The sequence below is a fragment of the Ferrimicrobium sp. genome, assembly GCF_027319265.1.
Lineage (GTDB): Bacteria > Actinomycetota > Acidimicrobiia > Acidimicrobiales > Acidimicrobiaceae > Ferrimicrobium.
In genome coordinates this window covers 1-23787 of record NZ_DAHVNP010000071.1, presented here as the reverse complement: position 1 = coordinate 23787, position 23787 = coordinate 1, and the positions used below count along the sequence as shown (strand labels likewise).

Genomic DNA, 23787 nt, shown 5'->3' with positions numbered 1-23787 from the left:
GCCCACCCTGGTGATCAGCATCCTAACAAGTAGCAACCCTCGATGGGCATCGCCGAGCGGGTACCTCTACCCCTCGCAGTCACCACCTCGGCGCATCAAGGTGATCCGTCCCCACCAACCCTCGCGATGATCGTCCTCTTCCTCATGGCACAATCGCTTGGCGCACAGCAGACACATTCTACAACCCCGCAACCCTCGCCGCGCATGGTCCTACCCATAGAGAGGCATCGGCTCGGATCGCTCAAGACGCCTTCGGTTCAAGGAACGCCAAGCACCAGCTCACGAAACGCTGTCTTATGAAGCCTGCGCTTGCACATACAACGCGCCAGCCGCCTGTGCTAACTGCTCTCCAAATCCCAAGCGAAAGCTATTGGACTCAAGGTCGACGATAACCACATCCAGCTGTCCTTTGGCCAAGCGTCGTGCCTCATCAAGGGCTGCGGTGAAGGGATCATCGGTGCCGACCTCGTTGGGACGTGCGTCCGTGAGGACGACTACCAGAGGCTCGGTTCCTCGCCGCCTCAGGTCAAGAGCAAGATCTCGACCGGCGGCGAGACCGCGCGCTAACGGGGTTCTGCCTGCGCGTTCCAAACCAAGCAACCTCGCGCGCGCAACTTCGAGCGACCGCGTCGGTCGCAGGCTGACCTGCGCGGTCTCACCCCCGAAGGAGACGACCGCCACCTGCGCTCGCTCTCGATAGGCGGTTCCGAGCAACTGTTCTATCGCCTCCGTCATAAGTGCGATCGCCTCTCGTCCCGCAACCGAAGCAGAGACATCGACGACGAAGATGACACAGCGTTTGAGGGCCCGTTCGACCTCAAGGTAGCGAAGGTCCTCGTGCACGAGTCCACCACTTCCGCCACGCCCAAGTCGCGCCACGATGGTACGGGTCAACGAAAACGTACCCGGCTGTGTGACTTCATGATGACGAGCAACCTCGGCGCCCTGTCCTTCGGTGCTTCCTGCCTTCCTCGTCAACGAAGCCAAGCGCTCTCCGAAGCTTGCTTGCGATTGCTCCCCTGAATCATCACCGGCTCCTTCGTTGGATCTACCACCGTCAAGTGCAGCGCCAGTTGTGCCATCCTTCACCTCAGGCTCTTCTACTCTGGAGTCCTGTCCACGCTGTGGTGTCTCATCAGGTGCTGATCGAGGTGTCGTCTGACGAGGAGAGGGTTCCTGTCGCTGGCGATGTTGAACGATCAACTCCATCACAGTCTCGATGTCGGCCTCCTCCACGCAGCTCTTGCCAGCCAGCGCAGCGTTGGCCCTCGCGGCCTTCGCAATGGCGACGTCAGCACGGAGCGAGCCGATGCCAAGCTCCGCACAACGACGAGCGATGCCCTCGAGTTGCGCGTCGAGCGCCACCTCCATCAGGCGAGCGCGCGCTTGCTCGATCACCAATCGGCCAGCCACATCCATATCGCGGTCAATCTCCGCGCCAAGCTCAGTCTGCAGTCGTCGGCGCACCGCGAGCTGACGGTCCATCGGATCCATCAACGGATCCACCTGTACGGTCATGGCGAAACGATCAAGAAGCTGTGGGCGAAGCTCGCCTTCTTCAGGATTCATCGTTCCAATCAGTGAAAAACGTGCGGGTTGAACGACGGAGACAGCATCGCGCTCCACACGGTTCACCCCCGTTGCTGCCGCATCAAGGATTAGGTCAACAATATGGTCAGCGAGCAGATTGATCTCATCGATGTAGAGTACGCCCCCGTGTGCCATCGCTAGCAAACCATCCTGCACCCGTACCTCACCCGAGCCAAGGACCGAGCCGACGTCGATACTGCCTTTTACTCGATCCTCGGTGGCGCCAAGGGGGATCTCAACAAAGGGCGCAGCAGGTCCAAGCAGCTTGGACAATCCTCTGGCTAGTGTTGTCTTGGCCGAACCCGGTGGACCCACCAACAACACGCCGCCGATCGTCGGGTCAACAGCTAACAGCCGCAACGCTAACTTCGCCTTCGGCTGACCGACAACCGCGTCAAACGAGAGCTGATTACTCATCGTCCATCCGCCTCAAGATCGCCCTCGATACCGACAATTGTTCTACGCAGATCGGATACTCGCTCAGGCGACGCCACCCACATACCGCGTTCATGCGCCTCAAGCAGTCGCTCGCAGATCGAGACCAACGCCGTTGGGTTCACCTTGGCAAGAAAGGCACGTCGGTTCGTATCCTTGACATAGCTATCGTGCACGGAGTCATACATCCAATCCTTAGCGACGTGCGCGGTTGCGTCATAGCCAAAGAGGTAATCAACCGTGGCCGCCATCTCGAAGGCGCCCTTGTAGCCATGGGTCATCATCGCATCGAGCCACTTCGGGTTTAACACCCGTGAGCGCACGACTCTTGCCGCCTCCTCCTCGATTCCCCGTACCCTTGGTCGCTGCGGGTCAGCGGAGTCACCAAAATATCCCTCCACATCACGTGCTCCTAGCGCCCTGGCCGCCGCAACCATACCGCCGTGATCCTGAAGGTAGTCATCGGAGTCAAAAATGTCATGTTCTCGATTGTCCTGTGCCTTATACGCCACCTCAAGCGTCTCAAGTCGCCGTTCAAGTAGGTGGCGGTTCGGCACTCCATGACCACTACGGGAGTAGCTAAACCCACTCCACGTCAAGTAGACCTCGGAAAGGTCGGCATCATCATGCCAGGATCGACTCTCAAGCAGCGGCAGGATGCCAGACCCATACGAACGTGGCGAGGGTCCAAAAATTCTCTCGGTGACCCCGGCCTGGGCGACGGGATTGAGTGCACCTTCCGAGGTCTCTTTTGCCACAAGCTCGAACGCCTCATCGAGTAGGTCAATCGCCCCTGGAAAGGCATCTCGAAAGAAGCCAGAGATACGACAGGTAACATCCACCCTCGGTCGACCGAGCTCCTCGATCGGCACCGCATGCAGCCCACGGACACGGTGTGAAATCGGATCCCACTCCGGTCGGACGCCCAACAACGCCAGGACAGTCGAGATGTCGTCTCCTCCCGTGCGCATGGCTGCTGTACCCCAGAGTACGACACCGATGCTCCTCGGATACCGGCCCCCGTGCTCGTCCGAGAACCGCGAGACCATCGCTTCAGCCAAGCGTTGGCCAGTGAGAAAGGAGATCTGGGTCGGCAATGAGCGTGGATCAACCGAATAAAAGTTTCTACCTGTTGGCAACGCGTGTGCCATCCCCCGCGTCGGTGCGCCCGAGGGCCCGGCAGCGATCGCCTGACCGCTGAGTACGGCCAAGACCGCATCAAGTTCTCCGGTGGTCGCCGCCAAGTTTGGCACCAACACCGAGCCAACCCAGTGCAGCACCTTCCTCAGTTCTTCACCAAGGGGGTAGCCAAGCCCAAGGGAACGACAAAACTCACCATCATCGAAGATCGCCATATCGAAGTCGTGATCAGCGTAGGCCCAGAGCAGCTCGGTCACCCGTTCGTCATCCTCATCCACCTCGAGCCGCGTTGGATCCTCTGACCCACCGGCGACCAGTGGCCGCAAGGCTCCAGCATCGAGCTGTGGCATTCGCGTGATGGCCACCAACATATCGATCAGTGCCTGGCCAACTGGCGGTTGACCGAGGATATGGAGCCCACCGCGAATGAGGGAGTCTTTGAGTTCGCAGAGATACCCGTCGACATGCAACAGAAAGTCATCGAAGAGATCCTGTTCCACGCTCGGCGTATCGGTCACGCCCATATCCTCGTGGAGGCGGGCGGCTTCGATGAGGTCCCAGATCTGTGAACGAATGGCTGGCAGCTTCTCAGGGTCGAGCGCACTGATCCGCTGGTGTTCATCCATCAACATCTCCAGTCGTGCAAGGTCACCGTAACTCTCTGCTCGCGTCATCGGAGGCACTAGATGGCCAACGAGGACGGCGTGGGTGCGCCGTTTTGCCTGCGTTCCTTCCCCAGGGTCGTTGATCACGAAGGGATAGACCACCGGCAACGCCCCAAGAATGGTGTCGGGATAACAGGTCGGGCCCATCCCAACGGACTTACCGGGAAGCCATTCAGCGGTCCCGTGTTTGCCCAGATGACAGAGCGCATCGACATCAGCGATGGACTCCAACCAGTAATAAAAGGCGAGATAGTGATGGGTTGGGGGTAGCTCAGGTGAGTGATAGATCGCAATCGGGTTCTCGCCATAGCCTCGCGGAGGCTGGATCGCAACCGTCACGTTACCAAACTGCAACGCAGGGAAAACCAGGTGATCATCCTGGAGATAGATGGAGCCAGGAGGTGGCCCCCAACTCGCGGTCACGGCCGTCTGGAGCTCGTGCGGCAGGGTGTGGAACCAGTTGGTGTAGACATCGACCGGGAGAGCAATCCCACCACCCGCTCGCACAGCAGGGTGCTCGTAGTCGATCAGATCGCCAAGATGAGCCATGAGTGCATCCGCATCCTCAGGTAATCCAACAATCTGATACCCCTCTTGGAGCATCCGACGGGCAAGAACCATCAGGCTCGCCGGAGTGTCGAGACCGACAGCATTGCCAAGTCGCGAACGCTTGGTTGGATACGCCGAGAGCACGATAGCGATCCGCTTATCCGCATTCTCCTTGCGTCGAAGACGGACAAGGCGAAGCGTCAGATCCATCAACCGTTGGGTGCGCTCGTGATCGAGGCGATAGGCACTGATGCTCGCGCCAAACCCCTCATCCTCGTCGATCAACTCCTTGAAGGCGATGGGTACGGTGATGATCCGGCCGTCAAACTCTGGCATAGCGATGTTCATTGCTACGTCAATAGGACGGAGCCCCGCTTGGCTCTCTTCCCATAGCGATCGTGGCATCGTCGCAATGAGTGCCTGCAACACCGGAACACCGAGATCAGCAAGTCCACCAGCCTCCCAGGCCAGTGCATCAGCGTGACCGGCGGCAAGGACCGTTGCCAAGATGACATCAGGCGGTGTCGCATTGATCAGCTCGACAACCGAGGGTTCACCCTCGCCAACACGCAGCGAGTAGGCGTAGTAGACGTCGATAGCCATGCGGTTCTCAACCGCAACGTCGACAAGGTCCTGGACAAAGGATAGGTTTCCGGAGATCACATGGGCCCGATAGATGATCACCGCGACACGGCCAACGGGTTCATCAGCAGACGCACGCATGAGACAACCAAAGGCTGGCACCTCTTCGAGCGCAGCAAAGCCGTAGCCGGTCCTGGTAACGGTGTCGGAGAGGAAGCGAACGAAGTTCTCAAGGTTGGCCACTCCACCTTCGACCAGGTAACGGAAACCCTCTTCCCAGATACCTGCAGACACCGTGGAGGCCTCCATCATCTCCCGGTCAGGTGCGTTATCTCCGGGATAGCTCACCAAAGGGACGCCACGCTGGCGGCAACGAGCGCTAATCTGGAGAAACCATCGACTCGCCTGGGCGCCACCAAGGAGGCGGACAACAACGATGCGCGCATGATCGATGAGATCATTGACCTCAGTTAACGCTTCGATCTGGCGCACGACCAGTCCAAAGTCCTCCCCGAGATCCTCCCAGACACTGCGCAAGGCCAAGACCTCGGTATCCGCATTGGTCAGATAGACAAACTTCTCCACACATTCCTCCCGCTGGGCCTTCGCATCGCCTCGTGAGTACCGGCCCGACCCGGCCACAGCACAGGTTAGCCGCCGAGCCTCTCGAGTCCTAGAAGCTGAGCGACATCAAGGTGTGCGCCAACGACCTCACCAAGATGGTCAAGACTTCTCTCCACGAACTCATCAAAGTGCAGCTGGCTCGCAAAGGAACGCCCACGGGCGCGAGCGACCGCTGTGAGAAATGGTGATCGCAGACGATCCGCGTCGAAGAGTCCATGGAGCGTGGTGCCATAGATCTGGCCATCTCGACAGCTACCCTCTCGTATCGTCGCTTCCCCCTCGCGGGGATCAGGACTGGCTAACATGAAAAACGGATCCCCCTCAGCGACGACACGCCCATGGTGGATCTGATAGCCGACCACCTGTGCTTGCCCGAAGCAAGGTGCTGTTCCAACCACATTGGTCAGCACCTTCTCTGCCTCGAAGACCACCTGTGCGCGCAGGAGGCCGAGGCCGTTGACGCGACCAATCCCCGATTCGATCGGATCCTCGATCTGGTCGGCGAGCATCTGGTAACCACCGCAAATACCGAGTAGCCAGCAGCCCTGACCGATGGCGTGTTCGAGCTGGGGTACAAATCCAGCGGAGCGCAACCACGAAAGAGCGGTGACCGTTGCCTTCGTGCCGGGCAGCACTACGAGATCTGCGTCGGCAAGATCCTCGGGGCGACGAACAAAACGAAGATCGACATCCGGCTCCAGCACGAGTGGATCAAAATCGGTGTAGTTGGCCAGATAGGGCAACTCCACCACGCGCACCCGGATCGGAGCCTCACTCCTCTGTCGACTCCCAAGCCCATCCCTTCCCGACGGACTCCATTGGGTGACCCCAAGATTGATGGCATCCTCACCTGGCAGGTACCCATCAATAATGGGGAGGTTGCCGAACCACCGGGTACCAAGCCGTCGAGTCAATACGTCGATACCGGGCTGAAGAATGCCTCCATCACCTCTGACACGGTTGATCACAAAACCCCGCAACAGCCTTCGATACTCCTCTGGCACGAGCGTGTAGTGGCCGTAGATCGACGCAAAGACACCACCCGGCTCCAGGTCACCTACCAAGACCGTCTCAAGCCCCACCGCTTGGGCAAACCGAAGATTAGCCAAATCCCCCTCGAGAAGGTTGATCTCAGCGGCGGAGCCCGCGCCCTCTGCGATGATCAGTTCATGGCTCGTGCTCAGCTCTTCGAAGGCCTCGACGACGGTCGCGAGTAGTTCTCGCTTGGTCGCTATCCATCGGCCACTGGCGATCTCGCCAACTGGATGACCGCGGACGATCAACTGTGATCGTTGCTGGGCCGTTGGCTTGATCAACACTGGGTTCATCGTCACGCTGAGATCAACCCCGGCCGCTCGTGCCTGGACTGCCTGGGCTCGAGCAACCTCCCCACCCTCGATCGTAACAGCGGAGTTCAACGCCATATTTTGACCTTTGAATGGTGCGGCAGAGATCCCTTGCTGGCGACACCAACGCAAGAGACCCGTCACCACCAGTGACTTACCTACATTGGAGCCGGTACCGGCGATCAACACACCTCGGGCATGAGAACTCCTCACGACAACCTCATCAGCAAAACCCGAGCCTCAGTCGGGATGGGTCACTCATCTGGGGAAGGAGGGTGTCAAGGGTAACATCATCGCCCAGTGTAAACGCAGAGCGATCGGGTTCGTTGGTCGCTACCGGGGCGACGGCGCTCGCCCAACGCAAGAGCGAGTGGATCAGTGCACGAAGATCGCGATCATCGCAATCAGGAACAGAATGAGTAGATAACTCAGATACACGTTGAGCTGACCTCCCTGAAGTGGACTCAGCAAGCGGGCGAGCCGGTTGACACCCCCACGCAACGACTGGATCAAACCAGCTCCAAGAATCGGAGCCTCCCTGGCGTGGTAGGTGGCCTGCTCGAGTACATAACCCTGGTCACGGTAGGTGCGCTCCGATGATGTCTTCGGCCGATAGAGGAACGAATAGACGGTGCGCAACGGATTAGAGAAACCAAAAGCGGTGGTCGCACTCGACACCAAGTCCACTGTCTCTCCACCACTCCAGGGCGATACACGACGCGGTCTTGATCGCCGTAGTGCCAAGGCGACCGGCACACACGCAAAGAGTACCCCGACGATCACAAACTTGACCGGCGAGATGAAGGCAAAGCCAGCCGACAGAGGAACGATCAATAGCCCATTCACGAGCGCCTTCGCGCTCTCGGGATCTGGCCATGAGGCGCGCCACATCAATGGCTCCCAGAACACGAGGCTGATGGCTCCAGCGAGATTCGCTAGCCCGAGGACTAGTACCGCGAGTCGGTGACCGACGGTGACCGACCTACCTGGCCGCCTCGCACCGAGTAGTCCTATGCCATAGAGTTTGACGAACGTGGCCAGACTCAGCGCCGCTGAGAGCGCAAGTCCCGCCCCCACCAAAATCAGCGTCGTCCGCCCAGCCAAGGAGACAAGCGTGAAGTCATGGAAAAGTGCCTCAAAGAGAAGCCACTCGGTGACGAACCCCATCGCTGGCGGCATAGCCGAAAGGCTCATCGATGCGATCAGACCTCCGACGCCAACCGTCCATGGGTACTCGTGTCCAAGACCGGTTTGGATGATCCGATGGTTCCCATCGCGCTCCTTCTTGACTGATGCCGCAAGAAAGAGGCTTGCCTTTGCAAGGCTATGGCCCATCAAGTGCAGGATTCCGATCAACCAGCAGAGTCCGGCAAGCTCTTGCTGCCCTCCCGCTTGAAAAATCAGTGCTGCCCCAAGCGCCCCAATGGCGATGCCCGCGTTTTCGACCCCAGACAAGGAGAGCAGTCGACGCCAATCTCGTTGCTGAAAAGCGTAGAGAATAGCCATGATCGCCGAGAGCATGCCAAGAGCTGCGACCGTCACCCCGAGGAATAGCGTCGAGCTCGCGTGAACGGGCAACCATCGCAGCAACGCGCGGCCCAAGGCGAAGTACGCGGTGTTGAGAATGAGCGATGAAAGGACAGCACCGGTCGGTCCATCCGCAGACCCGTACGCCTCTGCCACCCATGCATACAGCGGCGCGACCCCCAGCTTGGCTCCAAAACCCACCAGGAATAGCAGCCCGATAATGGAGGAGACCACAACGCCGCGCGCGGCCCAGTCGCCTCGGAAATCGGCGAATCCAAGGTGTGGCCCCAACAGGGCAACCGCCATGATCAGAGCGACACTGCCGACCTCAAGCAGTGCCAACATCGTCAATGTCGCCTTCGAACCGTTCATATCGGATCGGTTGGAAAGGATCATCACCGCTCCACCCAGACTCATGAGCTCCCAGCCCACGATCATTGAGGCACCATTGTTCAACCCAGCAAGACAGAGTACACCAAGCAATGCAATCGCGACACCAAGTGACCACCAACCGCCCTGGTTGTGGCGTACCGCGACCGCCAACGCAACAGCCAACCAAGCGGGAGCCAAGATCAGTAGCGCCGCGGTATCCATACGCCACACCAGTGGCTGATTCTCTAGCACGAACAGATGCAGCGAGCTCGTTCCGCTAGGCAGGCCAACGATATCGGCGACCAACGCTACGAGCACGCCAACCAACACCACCTTATGCGCAAGCGCTGGCATCCAGGAAGAGAGGCGCACGAGATGAAGGCCAACGCTCAGAATCAACAGGGTTGCAGCAATCGCCATGCCAAGGGTGGCCACCTGGGGGACGCTCATCAAGATCTCCCCACAAGCGCGAGCAGTGCATCAGTGATGACCGCCGGATGTGGTGGGCAACCGGGGAGCCACAGATCGACCGGAACAACCCCACCGAGACCACGGCGTGCGTTGTAGCCACCTCCGTTGGTTCCTCCTGAGATCGCACAGACACCCGTAGCGATAACGTACTTCGGTCCCGGCATTGCCTCATACGTCGAGACCAGAGGGTCATACATGGGACTCGTCACCGGCCCTGTGACTAACAACACATCCGCAAATCGTGGCGATGGGGTGAAAAACACACCAAATCGATGCAAGTTGTAGTAGGGGTTATCGAGCGCAGCGATCTCTGATTCACACCCATTGCACGAGCCACAGTCGATATGGCGAACAAAAAGACTTTTACGCAACCGCCGCTGCTCTTTCGTCGGTTGTAACGTGGGGGAAGCGACCTCAACGTTGTGTCGACGGCGCAGCGCATCTCGATCACTGTTCGCTCGGGTCAGACTGGTCGGACGTGTCAGGGCCTCAAGCGGGCACACCTCAACGCACAGATTGCAGTCGATACAGGCGCCATGGTCGAGCTCTACCACACCATCATCGATCATGATCGCCTCCGTTGGACAACTTTGCGCACACCGATCGCAACCCTCTGGACAACGATCGGTGGCAGGCACCGGCAGGCCTCTCATCCCAGAGACTTCGTCGAGTGGCCATCCGACAGTCTTTACTCCACCTCGAAGTCCACGATAGGTCCATACCGACACCGGTTCTACCTCCTATCGATCATTCCCGGCCAACGAAAGACCAAAGCTGGCTTCGTTGATCGCGTAATCCATCATGTTGGTTCCATCAACGGTATAGGGAAAGACACGCCAGTTCGAGAAGGATGGCTCCTTGATCTTCACTCTCGAAAGGCATCCGCCATCACCATAGACCACATAGATCAGAGTCCCGCGAGTAGCCTCTACCCAACCCATCCCGCGAAAAGCCTCCATCGAGCCCCTGCGATCATCGGCAACCAGCACCGGACCATCCTCAAGCTGGGTGAGCACCTGGCCCAGGATGGCAAAGGAGGCAAAAATCTCATACTCTCGGATCAGCGCTCGGGCTCTTGCGTCGCCCATTGTTGCATCCGGCACTGCAAAGTGGTACCGTTCGTAACCGCTGTAGGGATGGTCGCGGCGAAGATCGCGATCAAGCCCGCTCGCTCTCTCTATCGGACCAGTGGCCCCCTGAGCGAGCGCGACTTGTGCGCTGAGCATGCCAGTGGTCTCAAGTCGATCAAGATAGCTCCGTGTTCGGGCTAAGGCAGCGAGGTAGGTACGCGCGTGCTCCTCCAATTCGGTCAAGACATCCCCAACTCCATCGGTTACAAGATCGCGGCGCAACCCACCTGGCACAATCAGACCACGAAGGAAGCGACCTCCGCTCAGCCGAGCGTTGAGCTGTTTGACAAGCTCTGCCAGATAGTGTCCCTCGGCATCGGCCACCTTCAACGTCGTCAACTTCGACAACAGGCCGAAGTACTGTAGATGGTTATACAATCGTTCTAGCTCAGCAAGGAAGACACGCAGCTGCTGTGCTCGGGTCGAGACCTCGAGTTGGAGTGCATCTTCACAGGCGAGCGCGAACGCGAGTGCATGAGCCACGCTATCAATGCCCGAGACGCGTTCTGCGAGCAATGATCCGGCCTGGATCGGCCTCCCTTCAAACCGAGTCTCCATACCTCGGTGTTTGTAGAAAAGTCTGGTCTCCAAGTGAACGATACCCTCGCCCGCGTAGGAGAAGGTAAAGCTCCCGGACTCGACCACATCTGCACGAACAGGACCGAAACGTAGCTGTTGTAGGTCATCACCCCCAACCGCTGGCATATCCATTGGCGCTGGCGAAAACGCAAACGGATCAGAGTAGTTCCCATCTAGTCCGAGAAATCCATCTGGGGCATGAGAACCCCCATGCAAGACGAACCGCCGTTGATCAGGCGATCCCTCGAACCGGATCCCATAGAGATCAGCGATTTCGCGTTCATAGGAGCCCGCCAAAGGGATGAGCACAGCCAATGATGGTACACTTGAGCCAGGTGCTACCAGCAGTCTCCACAACTTGAAGGGTTCACGCTGTCCACCACTGGCGAGATAGCTCAACTCGATCCCCTCTGGAGCTCGACGTGCCCAGATCGCCTGCAAGCGCCGATAGGTGCGTGGCGTTTGCTCCGGATCAACAGCGAGTTCGGAGAGGAGTGAGACAAGTTCACCGGGCTCATCAATAGAGATCTCATGCCACGCACTCATCAGCGACCCCCAAACGTGGAGGCGATATGAGTGAAGTAGACCCAAAGGGGATGGGGCCACCAAACGCCGAGCACAAGGACAAGCAACACGGCCACAACCATGGGAGCCACTGAAGTGATGGGAAGTGAAACCTGGTGCGCACCAACCTCAGGTGCGTCTGGACGAGGGCCCGAGAAGAACATCTTGCGAAAGTGGGTCATGAAACCAACAAAGATGACGATCAAAGCCGCACCCATGATGCCAACTGCCCAAGGGTTAGCGCTCGCGATTCCACCTCGAGCGATGGTCAACTCGCTCAAGAATAGACCGAAGGGAGGAGCCCCCACTGCGGCCACCGCGGCTGCCAACCAGGCGGCACCCATGACCGGAAAACGATCCCCGATACGACGAATACCAGCAATCTGGCGAGTGCCATAGGACTCAATAGCATTGCCGGCACCAAAAAACACCGCGGATTTGGTGAGCGAATGATTGACCATCTGGTATAGCGCGCCAACCGTGCCAAGCACCCCACCAAAGCCAAAACCGAGAGCAATGATTCCAATGTGTTCAACGCTCGAGTAGGCCGCGAGTCGCTTAATACCTCGCTGGCGAGTGATGAACAAGGCAGCCACCACTAGGCTCGTCACCCCCAGAATCACAAGGGCCCTGCTCGCATCACCGCCCATACTCGTGTGACGCAAGATCCCGAGATAACGCACGATCCCCAACATCGCGCAGTTCAAGAGCCCACCAGAGAGCATCGCAGAAACTGGAGTTGGACCCTCGCTGTGGGCATCGGGCAACCAGGTATGCATCGGAGCAAGACCAGCCTTGGTGCCATAACCTATGAGGACGAGCAAGAAGGCCACCAGCAATAGTGTCGGATCCGCCTTAGGGGCAATACCTTCGAAACTCTCCCACGTCATCGAATAACTGGCACCTCGCACAAAGGTGCCAGCGAAATAGAACAGAACGGTGCCGATCAGGGCAAGCGATAACCCAACCGCTACGATGACCAGATACTTCCAAGCCGCTTCGATTGCGCGCCGGTGCGGTTCTAATCCGACAAGAATGGCACTGATCAACGTGGTAAGGTCGATCCCGACCCAGTACAGTCCAGGATTGTTCTGAATCGGGGAGAGGATCATCACCAGAGCAAAGCAGGCGAACAAGGCATAGAAGATGCGCAACGAACGCGGGGAACGCCCCTGACCACGCAGATAGCCGCGGGCGTACACGGTTGCTGCGAGATAGACCAACCCCAAACACACCAGTACCCACACCCCAAATGGATCGATCAATAGGAGGGAATCAACACCGACGACACCGCGACTCGGCACAATCACCAACAGCCAAAGGATGAGCACGAGGTCCACCACAGCCGCCGTGAGGTTCGCCAGTTCCGCTACGACCGGTCTAGGGGCGACGAGGGAGAGCAGTGCCGCCGAAACAGTAACCGCCAAGATGATAAAGACAAGTATCCAAATCATCCAGTGAGCTCCCTCATGACACGCACATCGGTCACACCTAGATGACTACGCATGGATCGAACCAACACGGCATAGGTGGCGATAATAATCAGTAAGTCGAATAGAAAAACGATCTCAAGAAAGAACGGTAACCCGGGCACGAGTATCACCGACCCAGCAAGAACCCCATTCTCTATCATCAAGAGACCAAGCAAGCTCGACAGTGCTTCGGTTCGTAGAGTGAGCATCAAGAAGGCGATGAATTCGACACCCAAGAGCACCGTCAATGCGAGTACGTCGATCGCTGGCATGCCGCGAAGTTGGTGGTGGATCTCCTCCGCGATCACCGACGCCAAGATCACCAGAACACCACCGATGACCAACGTCGAACTCGATCGTACTATCGGTGCCTGTTCCCGTCCGACTCCCGTCCGATCCAACAATCGAATGACCAGGAATGGGATCAGCAAGCCTCGGATGACGATCGTAAGCACTGCGATGCCATAGAGCAACGGATAATGTCCCCAGAGCGCTACCACCACCGAGATCGCCGCTATGACCCACGACTGTACCGTGAAGGCATAGACATGGTTGCGCACCCAGTGTGAGCCAAGAATCGCAAAGCTCAGAATGAGTACGACAAAGAGTGCGAGGCTCAAGACCGCGATGACAATCGGATGGTGCGGTATCAGGTTCATAAGACCTGCTTTGCGACCACAGCCAGGACCGCCAACACGAGGGCAAGAGCAAGTGGCTCCTGGTACCGAAAGAACCGTAATCTCGACTGCACCGTCTCCACCACCACCATGACGACGGCGACCAGTAGCCATTTACCCAAGAGAACCACCACACTCAGTGCGACCGTCGGGGCCGACCCGTTGGAGGAGAGCCCCCAGGGGATGGCGAGGACGTTCAAAAAAATGGTATAGAGTATGGCCTGTTTCATCCACGATGACCACCGAATGAGGCCAAGCATCGGACCCGAGTACTCGAGGATACGTGCCTCTCCGATCATGTAGACCTCGTAATGAATCGAGGAGTGAATTGGCAGGCGCTCAGTTTCCACCGTCAACAAGATCAGGAACGCAGCCACGAAGAAGAGGTGGGCTGGGCTGAGGTAAGTGGCCAGGCTCGCAACCAAAAGGTGATTCACCACAAAGGGAAGCATCGACTCTGCCAGCAGCGTAATGCCGATGAAGACCATGATCAGACTCGGCTCGGCGAGGATTGCAAGGATCGACTCCCGTGAACTACCCATGCCTCCATAGGGGTGTCCCGCGTCAAGTCCAGAAAGACTGAGGAAGAAGGCAGCCAACGTCAAAATGAGGCCGCCTCCGAGTATGTCACCGATATTGGAGAGTGGCAGTGGGAAATTTGTCAAAACGGGGATCAACATCGGCACGATCATCATCGCGACAAAGGCAACGATCGGAGTAAGCCGGAAGATGAAAGACGCGGTCGTAGGTACCAACTGTTCCTTGTGGAAGTACTTCCATAGATCTCGATATGGCTGCACAATCGAGGGTCCACGGTTCCCCTGAACACGCTCTTCAGCAAAGACGATGAAACCATGGATCAATGGCGAAAGCAACAGGATAGTCAACACTTGGCAGACTTGTAGCAGCACCTCGCTCACCGGTTAGCAACACCTCCATCTCGACACACCCTCTGCCTAAACAAGCCCTTATCAAGGGCAAGCCTGTGACTTCAACTCAGCAGAGGAGTCATCAGCCTAACCGGCGTTGCAAGGTGGACTCCATCACCCTTTGAAACCAGCGTAGTCCCTATAGATCGCCCCTGTCAATCTCTACGTTCATTCGAGGAAGGTAGGCACTATGACGTTGTCATCCGGTGCTCCGCACAGACCTCCATATGACCCAACTCGTTGAGCGAAGACTCGCGAATGCCTGCCTGCTAATCGAGACCGAGAATTAGCGAACATTCAGGCCAAGCCGACCATCCACCTTGTCGTTGTTCGACCTGAGCCGCCTGGTTTTGCATGGCCGGACTCGCAGCCGATGGTAACCCAGCAAACCCGAGTCCCGTCCACGTCGAGGCAGAAAATTGGTAGGCACCGTAGTAGCCATTGCCGGTGTTGTCCTGATAGTTACCCCCGGACTCACAGTTACGCAACGCAGCAAAGGCCTGCGTCGATGGTGGCGCAGGCGATCCTCCCCACTGACTGCCAGCACCTCCGCTCGAGACCGCAGCACTGACCCCTGCGGCACTCGGCGCACCCTGGGCCTGGGGTTGCGGCGCGACCGACTGTTGTTGGGCAGCAGCCCGTTGTTGAGCAGCAGCCTGTTGTTGCTGTTGGAGCAAGGCGGCTTGTTGTGCAAGTTGCTGCTGCACCAACATTGCGATCTGTCCGTGCACCGAAGCCAACGTAGCCTGTTCGTTGGCGACACCTGACTGTAGCGATACCAGGTCCTGACTGAGCGACTGCTGCGCCTGAGTCGCGGACGTCACCTGATGCGCATCGTAGGCTACCAGCGCAGCAACCGCCTGCTGGGCCCGCTGGTAGTTGGTAATAACGTTCACGACATAGCCGCTTGCCACACTCTCATAGGTTGACTGAGCCGCGACGCTATTCTGATCGGTGTTAAGCGTGGTGATGACCGTATTGGAACCCGGCGCATCTGTGAACTTCGCGATGGCAAACTGCACGAGAAGGTTCTTTTCTACAGTCATCCGAACTCGCTCCTGGTCTAGTTGAGCAGTGCCCCGTGCCAAATTCGCGCGATCAACAACGAGCTGGGCACGTGCAGTACCCACTTGAACGGCCACTAAACGAATCTCATCCGACTGAGCTGATATCTGCTGGGCGAGCTGGGTTGCCTGTGCATCTAGCGTCGCCTTCGATGCGCTAGTCAACTGCACGGGAAAACTCCACTGCATAGGAAGACCGGGCAGAACCGCCAAACCCATCAACCCCACAGTGAAGGCAAGTCCCTTAGCAACTGTTTTCACTGGCATTCTCACTGGCATCGCCCTGTTAGAACTCCATCCTTCGTGTTTCCTCATCTTAGCAGCAATTGAATGAACTTGGAGGTGGATTGGTCTATCGTAGCGCAGCAGCGAGCAAACCAACCGTTTCGTTCTCAAGTTATATGGGCTCATACCGGTAGCCGTTTAGCTCAACAAACGTGAGCTAATCTAGTAGCAATGGGAAAGATGCTGACCCTCAGCGAGACAGCCAAGGCTCTTGGAGTCTCCATGCAGACGGTGAGACTGCCAAGAAGGGCTTCTCAAGCCGACCGACGAGACTCCCGGAGGCAATCGTCGCTACCACCTCACAAAAATACAAACCATGAGGTTCAGGCCCTAGGCCAGCCGGACCACAAAACAGTGGCGTACGCCCGAGTCTCTTCCAGAGACCAGAAACGATCTAGGGCGCTAAATTCGCTTGCTAGAACTCTACTGTGCAGCACGAGGGTGGACATACAACGTCATCTCTGATCTCGGCTCCGGAAAGAACTACCAGAAGCAGAGGCTCAAACAACCGATAGACGGCCTTATCGCTGGCGAGATGCAGAGACTGGTCATAACCCATAAAGATCGGCTCCTTAGATTCGGGAATGAGCTGGTATTTACGATGTGCGAAACCAAAGAGTGCGAAGCAGTCATTGTCAACCAGGGTCAAAACTCTTCATTCGAGGAAGACCTCGTCAAGGACATGCGAGAAATCATCACCGTATTCAGCGCCAGGCTTTATGACGCTCGATCCAACAGAGCCAAGAAGTCGATCGAGTCGATAACTGCGGTGCTAGACCAAGTATGATAACCGCCCCCATGATCAAACTCGAACCCAACAACAGGAAAGCCAACTACCTCCCGCGAGCTAGGGGAACTGCTAGGTTTACTTATGATTGGGTTCTTGCTTGTTGGAAAGCACAGTACGAGCCGCACGAGCTCAACCCATCGATTCTTGTTCCGAACCAGTACTCTCTGCGCCGAGAGCTCAGACAGTAAGAACCACGAGTCGCTCTCCCGTGGATGACCATCCATGGTCAGCCCAGCATCGGCGACTACTACATTGGAGAACTACTCCAGAGTCGACGCGGCGTAGGAGCCAGGGGTCAGGATAGGAGGGGTGAACTTCCAAACGAAGTGGACCGGGCGCGAGAAGCCTTCCGACTGAACTTCTCAGCCAGAGACGCTCGCAATATCGCCAATAACCTACCAACTCTGCCAGCCCATCCAAAATCCAGGCACAACCACCCGTATACAAGACAGCCGATGTCATCTGATCAACTAGAACCCAGAGTGAATCGCCTACGCCGTCACCGCCCAATGCAGCAGTGGTTCGAGTATTCCACCTGCTACGTTCCACCCCCTACACCATTTTGACCACTGACTTGTTTCTGCTTATGGCTTCACCTATACTGAAGGCAGGCAGTGGAGCTTGCCTACCAAACCGCCAGTTCGGCCAATGGCTCCTACAGTGACGGAATCTCTGTAGGAGCGTGAGTGGTGTTTGGAAGGCAGGACAGTGTGAGGGCGGAGTTTGTAGCCTGCCTAATCGAATACCTAACTTGCGTTGGCGAAACTGCTGCTGCGTATCGACTGGTTTGCAATTCCACAATCGACAACCGTAAAACACCTCAAGCGGCTGCGCCACCTCAGAACTGGACTCCCCATCCAACCATACAAAAGTCAACTACGTCTACTTCCGATAGCAAGGTGGCGATGGCAAGAAGCACTGATGTACCATCAACAATAGACAATTCCGCCTCTGTCATCGCATGCACAAGGAGAAGCAAAACTCAGGAAAGTGCAATGAACAACAATAGGGAGATTTGCGAACCATTGGATACCACTTTAACCCCTCAACGATCGGTTAATACCCGGATTAATCAACACACGATCGAACTAGTCGGCCCACTTTACACTATGGCATGCATGCGCTGATGTCGACTTCCAGAACACTCCATATTTCATGTACCACGAACCATTCGCCAACCCAGACTTACTCCAGGTGAAGGTCACTCGAGCGGCCCCAGAATGCATACAACTACCCAACAAGTCTAAACAACCTTGCGATCCGGACGTGCCACACCCCTCGTGATCTCGGCACATCATACCCATCAACTATGACGAGGACCCACTTCACCAATCGCCTAAGGAGGCTCAATGAATGATCGAACGCCAACAGCTATCGTGCGGTGCTCCGCAATGGTAATTCGTGACAGGGACATCCTCTTGTGTAAGCATCAAGACGACACATGGGTGCTCCCGGGTGGCACTCCGCGTGAAGGAGAGAACGCAGGTTCGTGTGTACGCCGAGAAATCCTAGAAGAAACTGGACTGGATGTCGAACCAGATCGTATTGCCTTTGTGCTCGATGCATCTGACCCAAACAGTCATCAACACTTACTCGAGATCATCTTTACCGTCTATGAACAACATAGATCACAACAACCACGAACCATGGAAACCAACCTTATCCCCTGTTTTCATCCGCTCAACAAACTGCGCGAACTCTCAATGCGTCCACCGATCGCCGGATATCTTCTCGGCCATATCCTCAGCTGGAGTCGCCTCGGCTTTCCGCGCTGGGAGACAGCAGCCTATCTAGGCAACGTTTGGCGGACACCCGACCAGACAGCAGCTAGTACACTGCAAGCCCCAATCGATACCATCGACCGCCTCGAACCCAAGTGAATTCTCAATCAAACAGTAAACACGGAAAGGCTCAAATACGATAGCCATTATTCCTAGCATCTCGACCAGTGCCAGTGACGCTGTGTCATCCATGAAACAACCCGAACCGAATCAACAATCTAATCCCTCAACCAAGGCAATAACCACTACGACCTGAGTCAATAATGAGCATCCACCTTTTTGGCATTCCCAAGATGACAACTATGGATCAAGGTCCCTAGCCCTTCGCGACCCTCGTTACTCTACGACATTAGTAACCACAACTACTGCAAATGCAACGGCCGCCGACAGAACATCGCGTAAACAATGACCCAACCATCGCTTGCAATAACCCGCGCTCAAACCTAACAATCCAGTGCAGCAACCAACAATACGCAAAAGAACTCATAGCATTCCATCAAACAAATATTTGAAGCGAGAATGAATAGCACAAGTTCAAATACCATTGAACAACAAACAATCGGCATACGATGCATTCGCAGCAGCTAATGTACAGTACTATATCATAGCAGGTTAAACTATACCCCAAAAGCCCATCATTGATCTTGCGATCGATCCGGTTAACGACTCACGACCTCGAGTTTGTACGAGACATCCTGACCCAAAGCAACATCAGCTAACCGTCCTAGGCAATAGTGGTGTACCCATAACAACACATCGACCACCCACTCCAAATAGCAGCAAGCTACGAGCCCAGAGGTGCTAGCGGGTAACAGATATCGTAGCGAATAGTTATTACACTACCTCACCATTCACACAACACGTAGGATCGGAGAAATCATAGGGTATACTCTTATGGACGGCTACAACACTCCCTGACTTCCTGCGAACAAAGGCATGAGCTTGATCCACAATTCTCTGTTACTCGATGACCACAACCTTAATGACTCGGTGCTTCCATGCGGTTACTAACTCGACTTGGACCGATTGCACTCGGAGGCGCATTAGGCGCTCTCCTCCGATATTGGCTTGAAATTCATCTCGGAACTTCGCTTCGCTTTCCGATGGGAATATTCGTAGCCAATATCGGCGGCGCGTATGTCATCGGCATCACACTGACACTGCTACCCCTTGTCTCGCTACGGTCTGGTCCTTTTCTGCGACTGTTCATCGCTACAGGATTCTGTGGTGGACTCACTACGCTCTCAACCTTGGCCGTTGCAATCGCTGAAGAAATTTCACACCTTGGGTTTTTGAGCGCGATTCTCTATGCCATTATCACTATCACTGCTGGAGTCGCCGCAGCCATCATCGGCCGTGTAACTGGTCGTCTCTGGTATAGACGAGGGGGTCTGACGACGAACTAAGCAGACTAGTAGCCCATAGGACTCTCTCTTATCTATTGCATACCTCACGCAACCCCCACAAGCACTCATAAGCAACCCAAGGAGCATCGAACCAAATGAATACCGAATTACTCATCGTCTTCGTCAACGAGTCAGATCGCATCCAACATCATTCAGCAGCAGACTTCATCATCCGCCAAGCTCTGGAACTAGGGGTGGCGGGCGCATCAGCTTTTCGCGCAATCGACGGCTTCGGCAAACATCATCGCCTTCATCACCAGACCCTCCTATCGATGACCGATGACGAAGGAGCAGCGATTCTCCTCTCTGACACCTCCGAGAAACTCGACATTCTTGCCAATACACTGAGCAAGGCCGGTGTGAAGGCGACAACTCTACGCATTCAAACCACCTCAACTACTTATGAGTAGCAGATGGCATGGTTACTCGTCGCCATCTTTGGTGCTCTCGGTGCAATCAGTCGCTATCTTTTAGACCGTGCCATCATGGGCCGCCTCGCTAGTGACTTTCCAGTTGGAACCCTAGTAATCAACCTAAGCGGGGCACTCATCTTGGGCATTGTCGTTGGATTGGCTACACGAAACATACTATCTACTGAAGATACAATCGCCATCGGTGATGGCTTCATCGGAGCATACACTACCTTTTCTACCCTCACTTTCGAAAGCCTTACACTTGCAAACGCGGATTCCATCTCCCTTGGTATTCTCAACATGGTAGGGACCGTTGTCGCTGCCACGATTCTTGCATATCTTGGACTCCATATTGTTGAATAGCCAACATGACGAAACATATCATCCGTAGCCAATAGTATAAATACTTCCCTAGCATGAGATCACATTGATGCATTGGGGGTAACGAAGCTTTAAACAATTCATCGTTATGAACAGGCATGTCTGTCTCACTGGTCAAGCGATGATTACTCAAACATCAATGCTATCATTAAAGCGTGGTCGACGTTTTAATAATAGAAGCAAACTGTCATGCATCGTCTGGCCGGTTGGATGAGGCCGCGTTGCGGATATGGACCGGGCACGAGGGGCCTTCCACCCGCAATATTGGGTATGGTGGGTTAGACATGGTTACCAAAGCAAGCGGCATGTCGCAAACCACGACTATGTAAGACTAAGTGAACTGAAGTCGCCAGCATCAGTCACTCCAAGCCCTAGGTCTCAGTATCAGTGTGTGCGCGGCTTAAAAAATAAATCAATGAGGGCGAGAAGGCAGAGATGTTGGAATGGCTACCTACGATGAAACGGTGCAAGACAAAACAACCCAAGAGGTGACGGTCCCACCCAAGGCAACGAGACGGGTGCTCTCCCCGAGCTACAAGGCGAGGATCTTGAAAGAATACGATGCTTGCCCTCAGGGAGGAAAGGGTGAGCTCTTACGACGAGAGGGACTCTTCTCGTCTCAGATCACCGAATGGCGTCGGGTGATTGACCAACAGAGTGCAGAGGCGCTCTCTCGAAAGCGTGGACCAAAGGCTAATCCTCTCCGGGCCAGGGTGAGAGAGCTCGAACATGAGAATGAGAGACTTCGCTCTGAGCTCGAAAAGTCTCGGAGGGTCATTGAAGTCCAGGGAAAATTGTCGGCGCTGCTAGAAGAGCTCTCGCTAGGGAGCGCCGAGGATCAAAGAGAGCCAACGCAGCCATCGTCGAGGGGGTAGGAGAACTGACCGAGATCATCGGTCTCGTCGCTGCCTGTGAGTGTCTTGGAATCGCGCGATCAAGCTACTACTACCTGGTCGATCCCCCGGTGAGGGAACCAAAGCCGAGAAAGCCCAGTCCAAGAAGATTGAGCGATGCCGAGCGAGAACACATTCTCGAGGTCTGTCACTCGGAGCGCTTCTGTGATGTATCCGTCAGGGAGATCTATGCCACCCTGCTCGATGAGGGGATCTATCTGGCCTCGGTACCCACGATCTATCGGATCTTGGCAGAGGCTGGTGAAACACGAGAGAGGAGACGCCAGGCAACCCACCCCGCCAGAGTCAAGCCAGAACTTTTAGCCACGGGACCAGGGCAAGTATGGTCGTGGGACATTTCCAAACTCAAAGGTCCCACCAAGGGGAACTACTACCAGCTCTATGTGATCTTAGACATCTACTCGAGATCGATCGTTGGTTGGAGAATAGAGGATCATGAGAGTAGCGAGCTGGCACAAGAGCTCATGGGTGAGGCGATCACAAGAGAGGGAGTCGATCCCAACCAGTTAACGATCCATGCTGATAACGGAGCCTCTATGGCCTCTCATAGTGTGGCTGAGTTCCTCGCCAACCTTGGGGTACAAAAGAGCCACTCTCGTCTCCATACCTCCAATGACAACCCCTTCTCCGAGGCCCAGTTCAAGACCCTTAAGTACCGGGGAGACTTCCCTGAGCGCTTTGGGAGCCTTGAGGAGGCGAGGAGCTTCTTTGAACGCTTCTTCACCTGGTACCAGTACGAACATCACCACTCAGGCCTTGGGCTTATGACGCCCGCTGACGTTCACGAAGGCTACGCAGAGGTCATCACCGAACGAAGAGCTGAGGTGTTACGCAACGCCTATGAAACCCACCCCGAGCGCTTTGTGAGAAAGATCCCAACCCCTCCCACCCTCAATGCCGAGGTCTGGATCAACCGACCAACTGAAGAGGAGATGAAAGAGAGTCCTTAGGCGGCCGGAAGTTAGCGTTTTGAATACTAAACTGATGAGTACCTCGTACACTTTTTGTAGAGACCTTCCGTCTCGCATCGCCATTCAAGTTGTGGATCTCACCCATCCCTATACTCCCTCATGTCCAACATGGCACCTCATTCGCCTCTAAGGCTACCCCGATCATAACCCTTCCATGGAGTATCTGTGGTGGTTAGGTCAAATATTGAACAGCAAGCCATTCTTGACGCTGGAATGAGTGGACACAACCGCATCCTAGCCATCAACGCATTGGCAGGTACGGGGAAAACAACTACTCTTACTTTGCTCGCAAATGGGCCACTTGCAAAGACGAGCATCCATTACATTACCTTTAACGCACGAGCAGCAACAGACGCACGCAAACGGTTCGGATCCAACACGACTGCTAGTACGGCCCATTCGCTCGCATGGCAGTCACGCTGTCCAGGCACAACATCGCCAATGTCGGCGATCTTTGCCTCTCGGCTGGTTCACGGAGGCCTGTATGGGGCCCTTGTGCAGATGAGCGAGAATGAGGCTCGCCTACGTCAATCTTTTACCAACGTATCTCGAGCGTTACGGCTGGAGCGATCTGGATGGCGTGGAGGAGTCTCGCCGGTACTACAGGTGATCGACGAGTTTACTAAATCTCCAGATATGGAGATTTCCACCAGGCATATCCCTAAACCGATTCAGACTCTTGCAAAGCGGATGCACGCTACAAGCCACCTAGACGTGTTGATCAAGGAGGCTCAGCGGTTATGGGAACGCCAGATCGACCCACAGTCAACGATGCCCGTCTCACACAGCGTCTATCTCAAACTGGCATCACTTGATCCAGAACCAATCGATGCTGAGGTCGTCTTCTTCGACGAAGCACAGGACGCCTCTGCACCAATGTTGCGCATCCTTGAGGCCCATGCTGGCCGTGGTCGGAACCCGTCAGAGTACTTGCTGGGAGGGGATGTTGTAGACCCTAGTCGGTATCAGCTCACCGCCGACGCTTTGGACTCGGAATTCACTGGAACCAATGAGGTGGAGACAACAGGGTCCCAGTTGCGGGTGTTGCCCTGGATCCAACGCTTTGGGTTCTTTGCTTTGGCGGCCTCGTAGACCCTGACTCGTTGGGCGAGAATCTCGACATCTTCGCC

18 protein-coding genes, 1 pseudogene and 2 riboswitches are annotated in these 23787 nt (G+C 55.9%); of the genes and pseudogenes, 9 read left to right on the top strand and 10 right to left on the bottom strand.

Annotated features, from left to right (window positions below; genetic code table 11):
* Nucleotides 1–294 precede the first annotated feature (294 nt).
* The 10 genes from M7439_RS11100 to M7439_RS11055 all read right to left on the bottom strand — a co-directional run bounded on the left by M7439_RS11100 (nucleotide 295) and on the right by M7439_RS11055 (nucleotide 15977).
* Nucleotides 295–2007 carry an AAA family ATPase gene (locus M7439_RS11100; protein WP_298345912.1) on the bottom strand — a complete coding sequence of 571 codons (1713 nt, stop codon included), beginning with the start codon at nucleotides 2005–2007 and terminating at the stop codon, nucleotides 295–297.
* Nucleotides 2004–5546, bottom strand: coding sequence for a cobaltochelatase subunit CobN (cobN, locus tag M7439_RS11095; RefSeq protein WP_298345910.1), 3543 nt, complete (start codon nucleotides 5544–5546; stop codon nucleotides 2004–2006). The genes M7439_RS11100 and cobN overlap by 4 nt, the downstream gene beginning before the upstream one ends.
* A 65-nt stretch (nucleotides 5547–5611) precedes the next feature.
* Nucleotides 5612–7144 (bottom strand): cobyric acid synthase, encoded by a 1533-nt coding sequence (locus tag M7439_RS11090; RefSeq protein ID WP_298345908.1) that lies wholly within the window; start codon nucleotides 7142–7144, stop codon nucleotides 5612–5614.
* 162 nt (nucleotides 7145–7306) lie between these two features.
* Nucleotides 7307–9280 (bottom strand): proton-conducting transporter membrane subunit, encoded by a 1974-nt coding sequence (locus M7439_RS11085; protein ID WP_298345906.1) that lies wholly within the window; start codon nucleotides 9278–9280, stop codon nucleotides 7307–7309.
* A complete protein-coding gene (locus M7439_RS11080) occupies nucleotides 9280–10029 on the bottom strand; it encodes a 4Fe-4S dicluster domain-containing protein (RefSeq protein WP_298345904.1) in 750 nt (249 codons plus the stop codon). The genes M7439_RS11085 and M7439_RS11080 overlap by 1 nt, the downstream gene beginning before the upstream one ends.
* A 12-nt stretch (nucleotides 10030–10041) precedes the next feature.
* Nucleotides 10042–11556, bottom strand: coding sequence for an NADH-quinone oxidoreductase subunit C (locus tag M7439_RS11075; protein WP_298345900.1), 1515 nt, complete (start codon nucleotides 11554–11556; stop codon nucleotides 10042–10044).
* Complete coding sequence (locus M7439_RS11070; protein WP_298345897.1) at nucleotides 11556–13028, bottom strand: proton-conducting transporter membrane subunit; 1473 nt, start codon at nucleotides 13026–13028, stop codon at nucleotides 11556–11558. The genes M7439_RS11075 and M7439_RS11070 overlap by 1 nt, the downstream gene beginning before the upstream one ends.
* A complete protein-coding gene (locus M7439_RS11065) occupies nucleotides 13025–13705 on the bottom strand; it encodes a hypothetical protein (RefSeq protein WP_298345894.1) in 681 nt (226 codons plus the stop codon). The genes M7439_RS11070 and M7439_RS11065 overlap by 4 nt, the downstream gene beginning before the upstream one ends.
* Nucleotides 13702–14643 carry a respiratory chain complex I subunit 1 family protein gene (locus M7439_RS11060; RefSeq protein ID WP_298345891.1) on the bottom strand — a complete coding sequence of 314 codons (942 nt, stop codon included), beginning with the start codon at nucleotides 14641–14643 and terminating at the stop codon, nucleotides 13702–13704. The genes M7439_RS11065 and M7439_RS11060 overlap by 4 nt, the downstream gene beginning before the upstream one ends.
* A gap of 75 nt (nucleotides 14644–14718) precedes the next feature.
* A riboswitch (Fluoride riboswitch) is annotated at nucleotides 14719–14780 on the bottom strand.
* A gap of 141 nt (nucleotides 14781–14921) precedes the next feature.
* Nucleotides 14922–15977 carry a transglycosylase family protein gene (locus tag M7439_RS11055; protein ID WP_298345887.1) on the bottom strand — a complete coding sequence of 352 codons (1056 nt, stop codon included), beginning with the start codon at nucleotides 15975–15977 and terminating at the stop codon, nucleotides 14922–14924.
* Nucleotides 15978–16172: 195 nt separating this feature from the next.
* On the opposite strand from M7439_RS11055, the pseudogene M7439_RS11050 reads away from it, so the two are divergent.
* From M7439_RS11050 to M7439_RS11015, 9 genes and pseudogenes are all read left to right on the top strand, one after another.
* A pseudogene (locus M7439_RS11050) lies at nucleotides 16173–16788 on the top strand (IS607 family transposase).
* Entirely contained in the window at nucleotides 16785–16979 is a 195-nt protein-coding gene (locus tag M7439_RS13140) for a helix-turn-helix domain-containing protein (protein ID WP_366525188.1), read from the top strand. The pseudogene M7439_RS11050 and the gene M7439_RS13140 overlap by 4 nt, the downstream one beginning before the upstream one ends.
* Before the next feature lie 413 nt (nucleotides 16980–17392).
* Nucleotides 17393–17456: riboswitch (Fluoride riboswitch) on the top strand.
* Nucleotides 17457–18140: 684 nt separating this feature from the next.
* Complete coding sequence (locus tag M7439_RS11045; RefSeq protein ID WP_298345884.1) at nucleotides 18141–18671, top strand: NUDIX domain-containing protein; 531 nt, start codon at nucleotides 18141–18143, stop codon at nucleotides 18669–18671.
* A gap of 899 nt (nucleotides 18672–19570) precedes the next feature.
* The gene (locus tag M7439_RS11040) at nucleotides 19571–19978 is read left to right on the top strand and encodes a CrcB family protein (protein WP_298345881.1); all 408 of its coding nucleotides are present in this window, start codon (nucleotides 19571–19573) and stop codon (nucleotides 19976–19978) included.
* Between the two features lie 95 nt (nucleotides 19979–20073).
* Complete coding sequence (locus M7439_RS11035; protein WP_298345878.1) at nucleotides 20074–20388, top strand: DUF190 domain-containing protein; 315 nt, start codon at nucleotides 20074–20076, stop codon at nucleotides 20386–20388.
* A 3-nt stretch (nucleotides 20389–20391) separates the two neighbouring features.
* The gene (crcB, locus tag M7439_RS11030) at nucleotides 20392–20754 is read left to right on the top strand and encodes a fluoride efflux transporter CrcB (protein WP_298345875.1); all 363 of its coding nucleotides are present in this window, start codon (nucleotides 20392–20394) and stop codon (nucleotides 20752–20754) included.
* A 461-nt stretch (nucleotides 20755–21215) separates the two neighbouring features.
* Nucleotides 21216–21647 (top strand): hypothetical protein, encoded by a 432-nt coding sequence (locus tag M7439_RS11025; protein WP_298345870.1) that lies wholly within the window; start codon nucleotides 21216–21218, stop codon nucleotides 21645–21647.
* Nucleotides 21632–22636 (top strand): IS3 family transposase, encoded by a 1005-nt coding sequence (locus M7439_RS11020; protein ID WP_308464500.1) that lies wholly within the window; start codon nucleotides 21632–21634, stop codon nucleotides 22634–22636. Before M7439_RS11025 ends, M7439_RS11020 begins: the two co-directional genes overlap by 16 nt.
* Nucleotides 22637–22822: 186 nt before the next feature.
* A complete protein-coding gene (locus M7439_RS11015; protein ID WP_374045755.1) occupies nucleotides 22823–23749 on the top strand; it encodes an AAA family ATPase in 927 nt (308 codons plus the stop codon).
* The last annotated feature ends 38 nt before the right edge of the window (nucleotides 23750–23787 follow it).

What these genes read in the sequence shown, in the direction of transcription:
- M7439_RS11065 (WP_298345894.1), bottom strand. Translation starts at nt 13,705, where the DNA reads ATGAACCTGATACCGCACCATCCGATTGTCATCGCGGTCTTGAGCCTC.
- M7439_RS13140 (WP_366525188.1), top strand. Translation starts at nt 16,785, where the DNA reads ATGATAACCGCCCCCATGATCAAACTCGAACCCAACAACAGGAAAGCC.
- crcB (WP_298345875.1), top strand. Translation starts at nt 20,392, where the DNA reads ATGGCATGGTTACTCGTCGCCATCTTTGGTGCTCTCGGTGCAATCAGT.
- M7439_RS11025 (WP_298345870.1), top strand. Translation starts at nt 21,216, where the DNA reads ATGGCTACCTACGATGAAACGGTGCAAGACAAAACAACCCAAGAGGTG.
- M7439_RS11085 (WP_298345906.1), bottom strand. Translation starts at nt 9,280, where the DNA reads ATGAGCGTCCCCCAGGTGGCCACCCTTGGCATGGCGATTGCTGCAACC.
- M7439_RS11075 (WP_298345900.1), bottom strand. Translation starts at nt 11,556, where the DNA reads ATGAGTGCGTGGCATGAGATCTCTATTGATGAGCCCGGTGAACTTGTC.
- M7439_RS11070 (WP_298345897.1), bottom strand. Translation starts at nt 13,028, where the DNA reads ATGATTTGGATACTTGTCTTTATCATCTTGGCGGTTACTGTTTCGGCG.
- M7439_RS11045 (WP_298345884.1), top strand. Translation starts at nt 18,141, where the DNA reads ATGAATGATCGAACGCCAACAGCTATCGTGCGGTGCTCCGCAATGGTA.
- M7439_RS11035 (WP_298345878.1), top strand. Translation starts at nt 20,074, where the DNA reads ATGAATACCGAATTACTCATCGTCTTCGTCAACGAGTCAGATCGCATC.
- M7439_RS11100 (WP_298345912.1), bottom strand. Translation starts at nt 2,007, where the DNA reads ATGAGTAATCAGCTCTCGTTTGACGCGGTTGTCGGTCAGCCGAAGGCG.
- M7439_RS11040 (WP_298345881.1), top strand. Translation starts at nt 19,571, where the DNA reads ATGCGGTTACTAACTCGACTTGGACCGATTGCACTCGGAGGCGCATTA.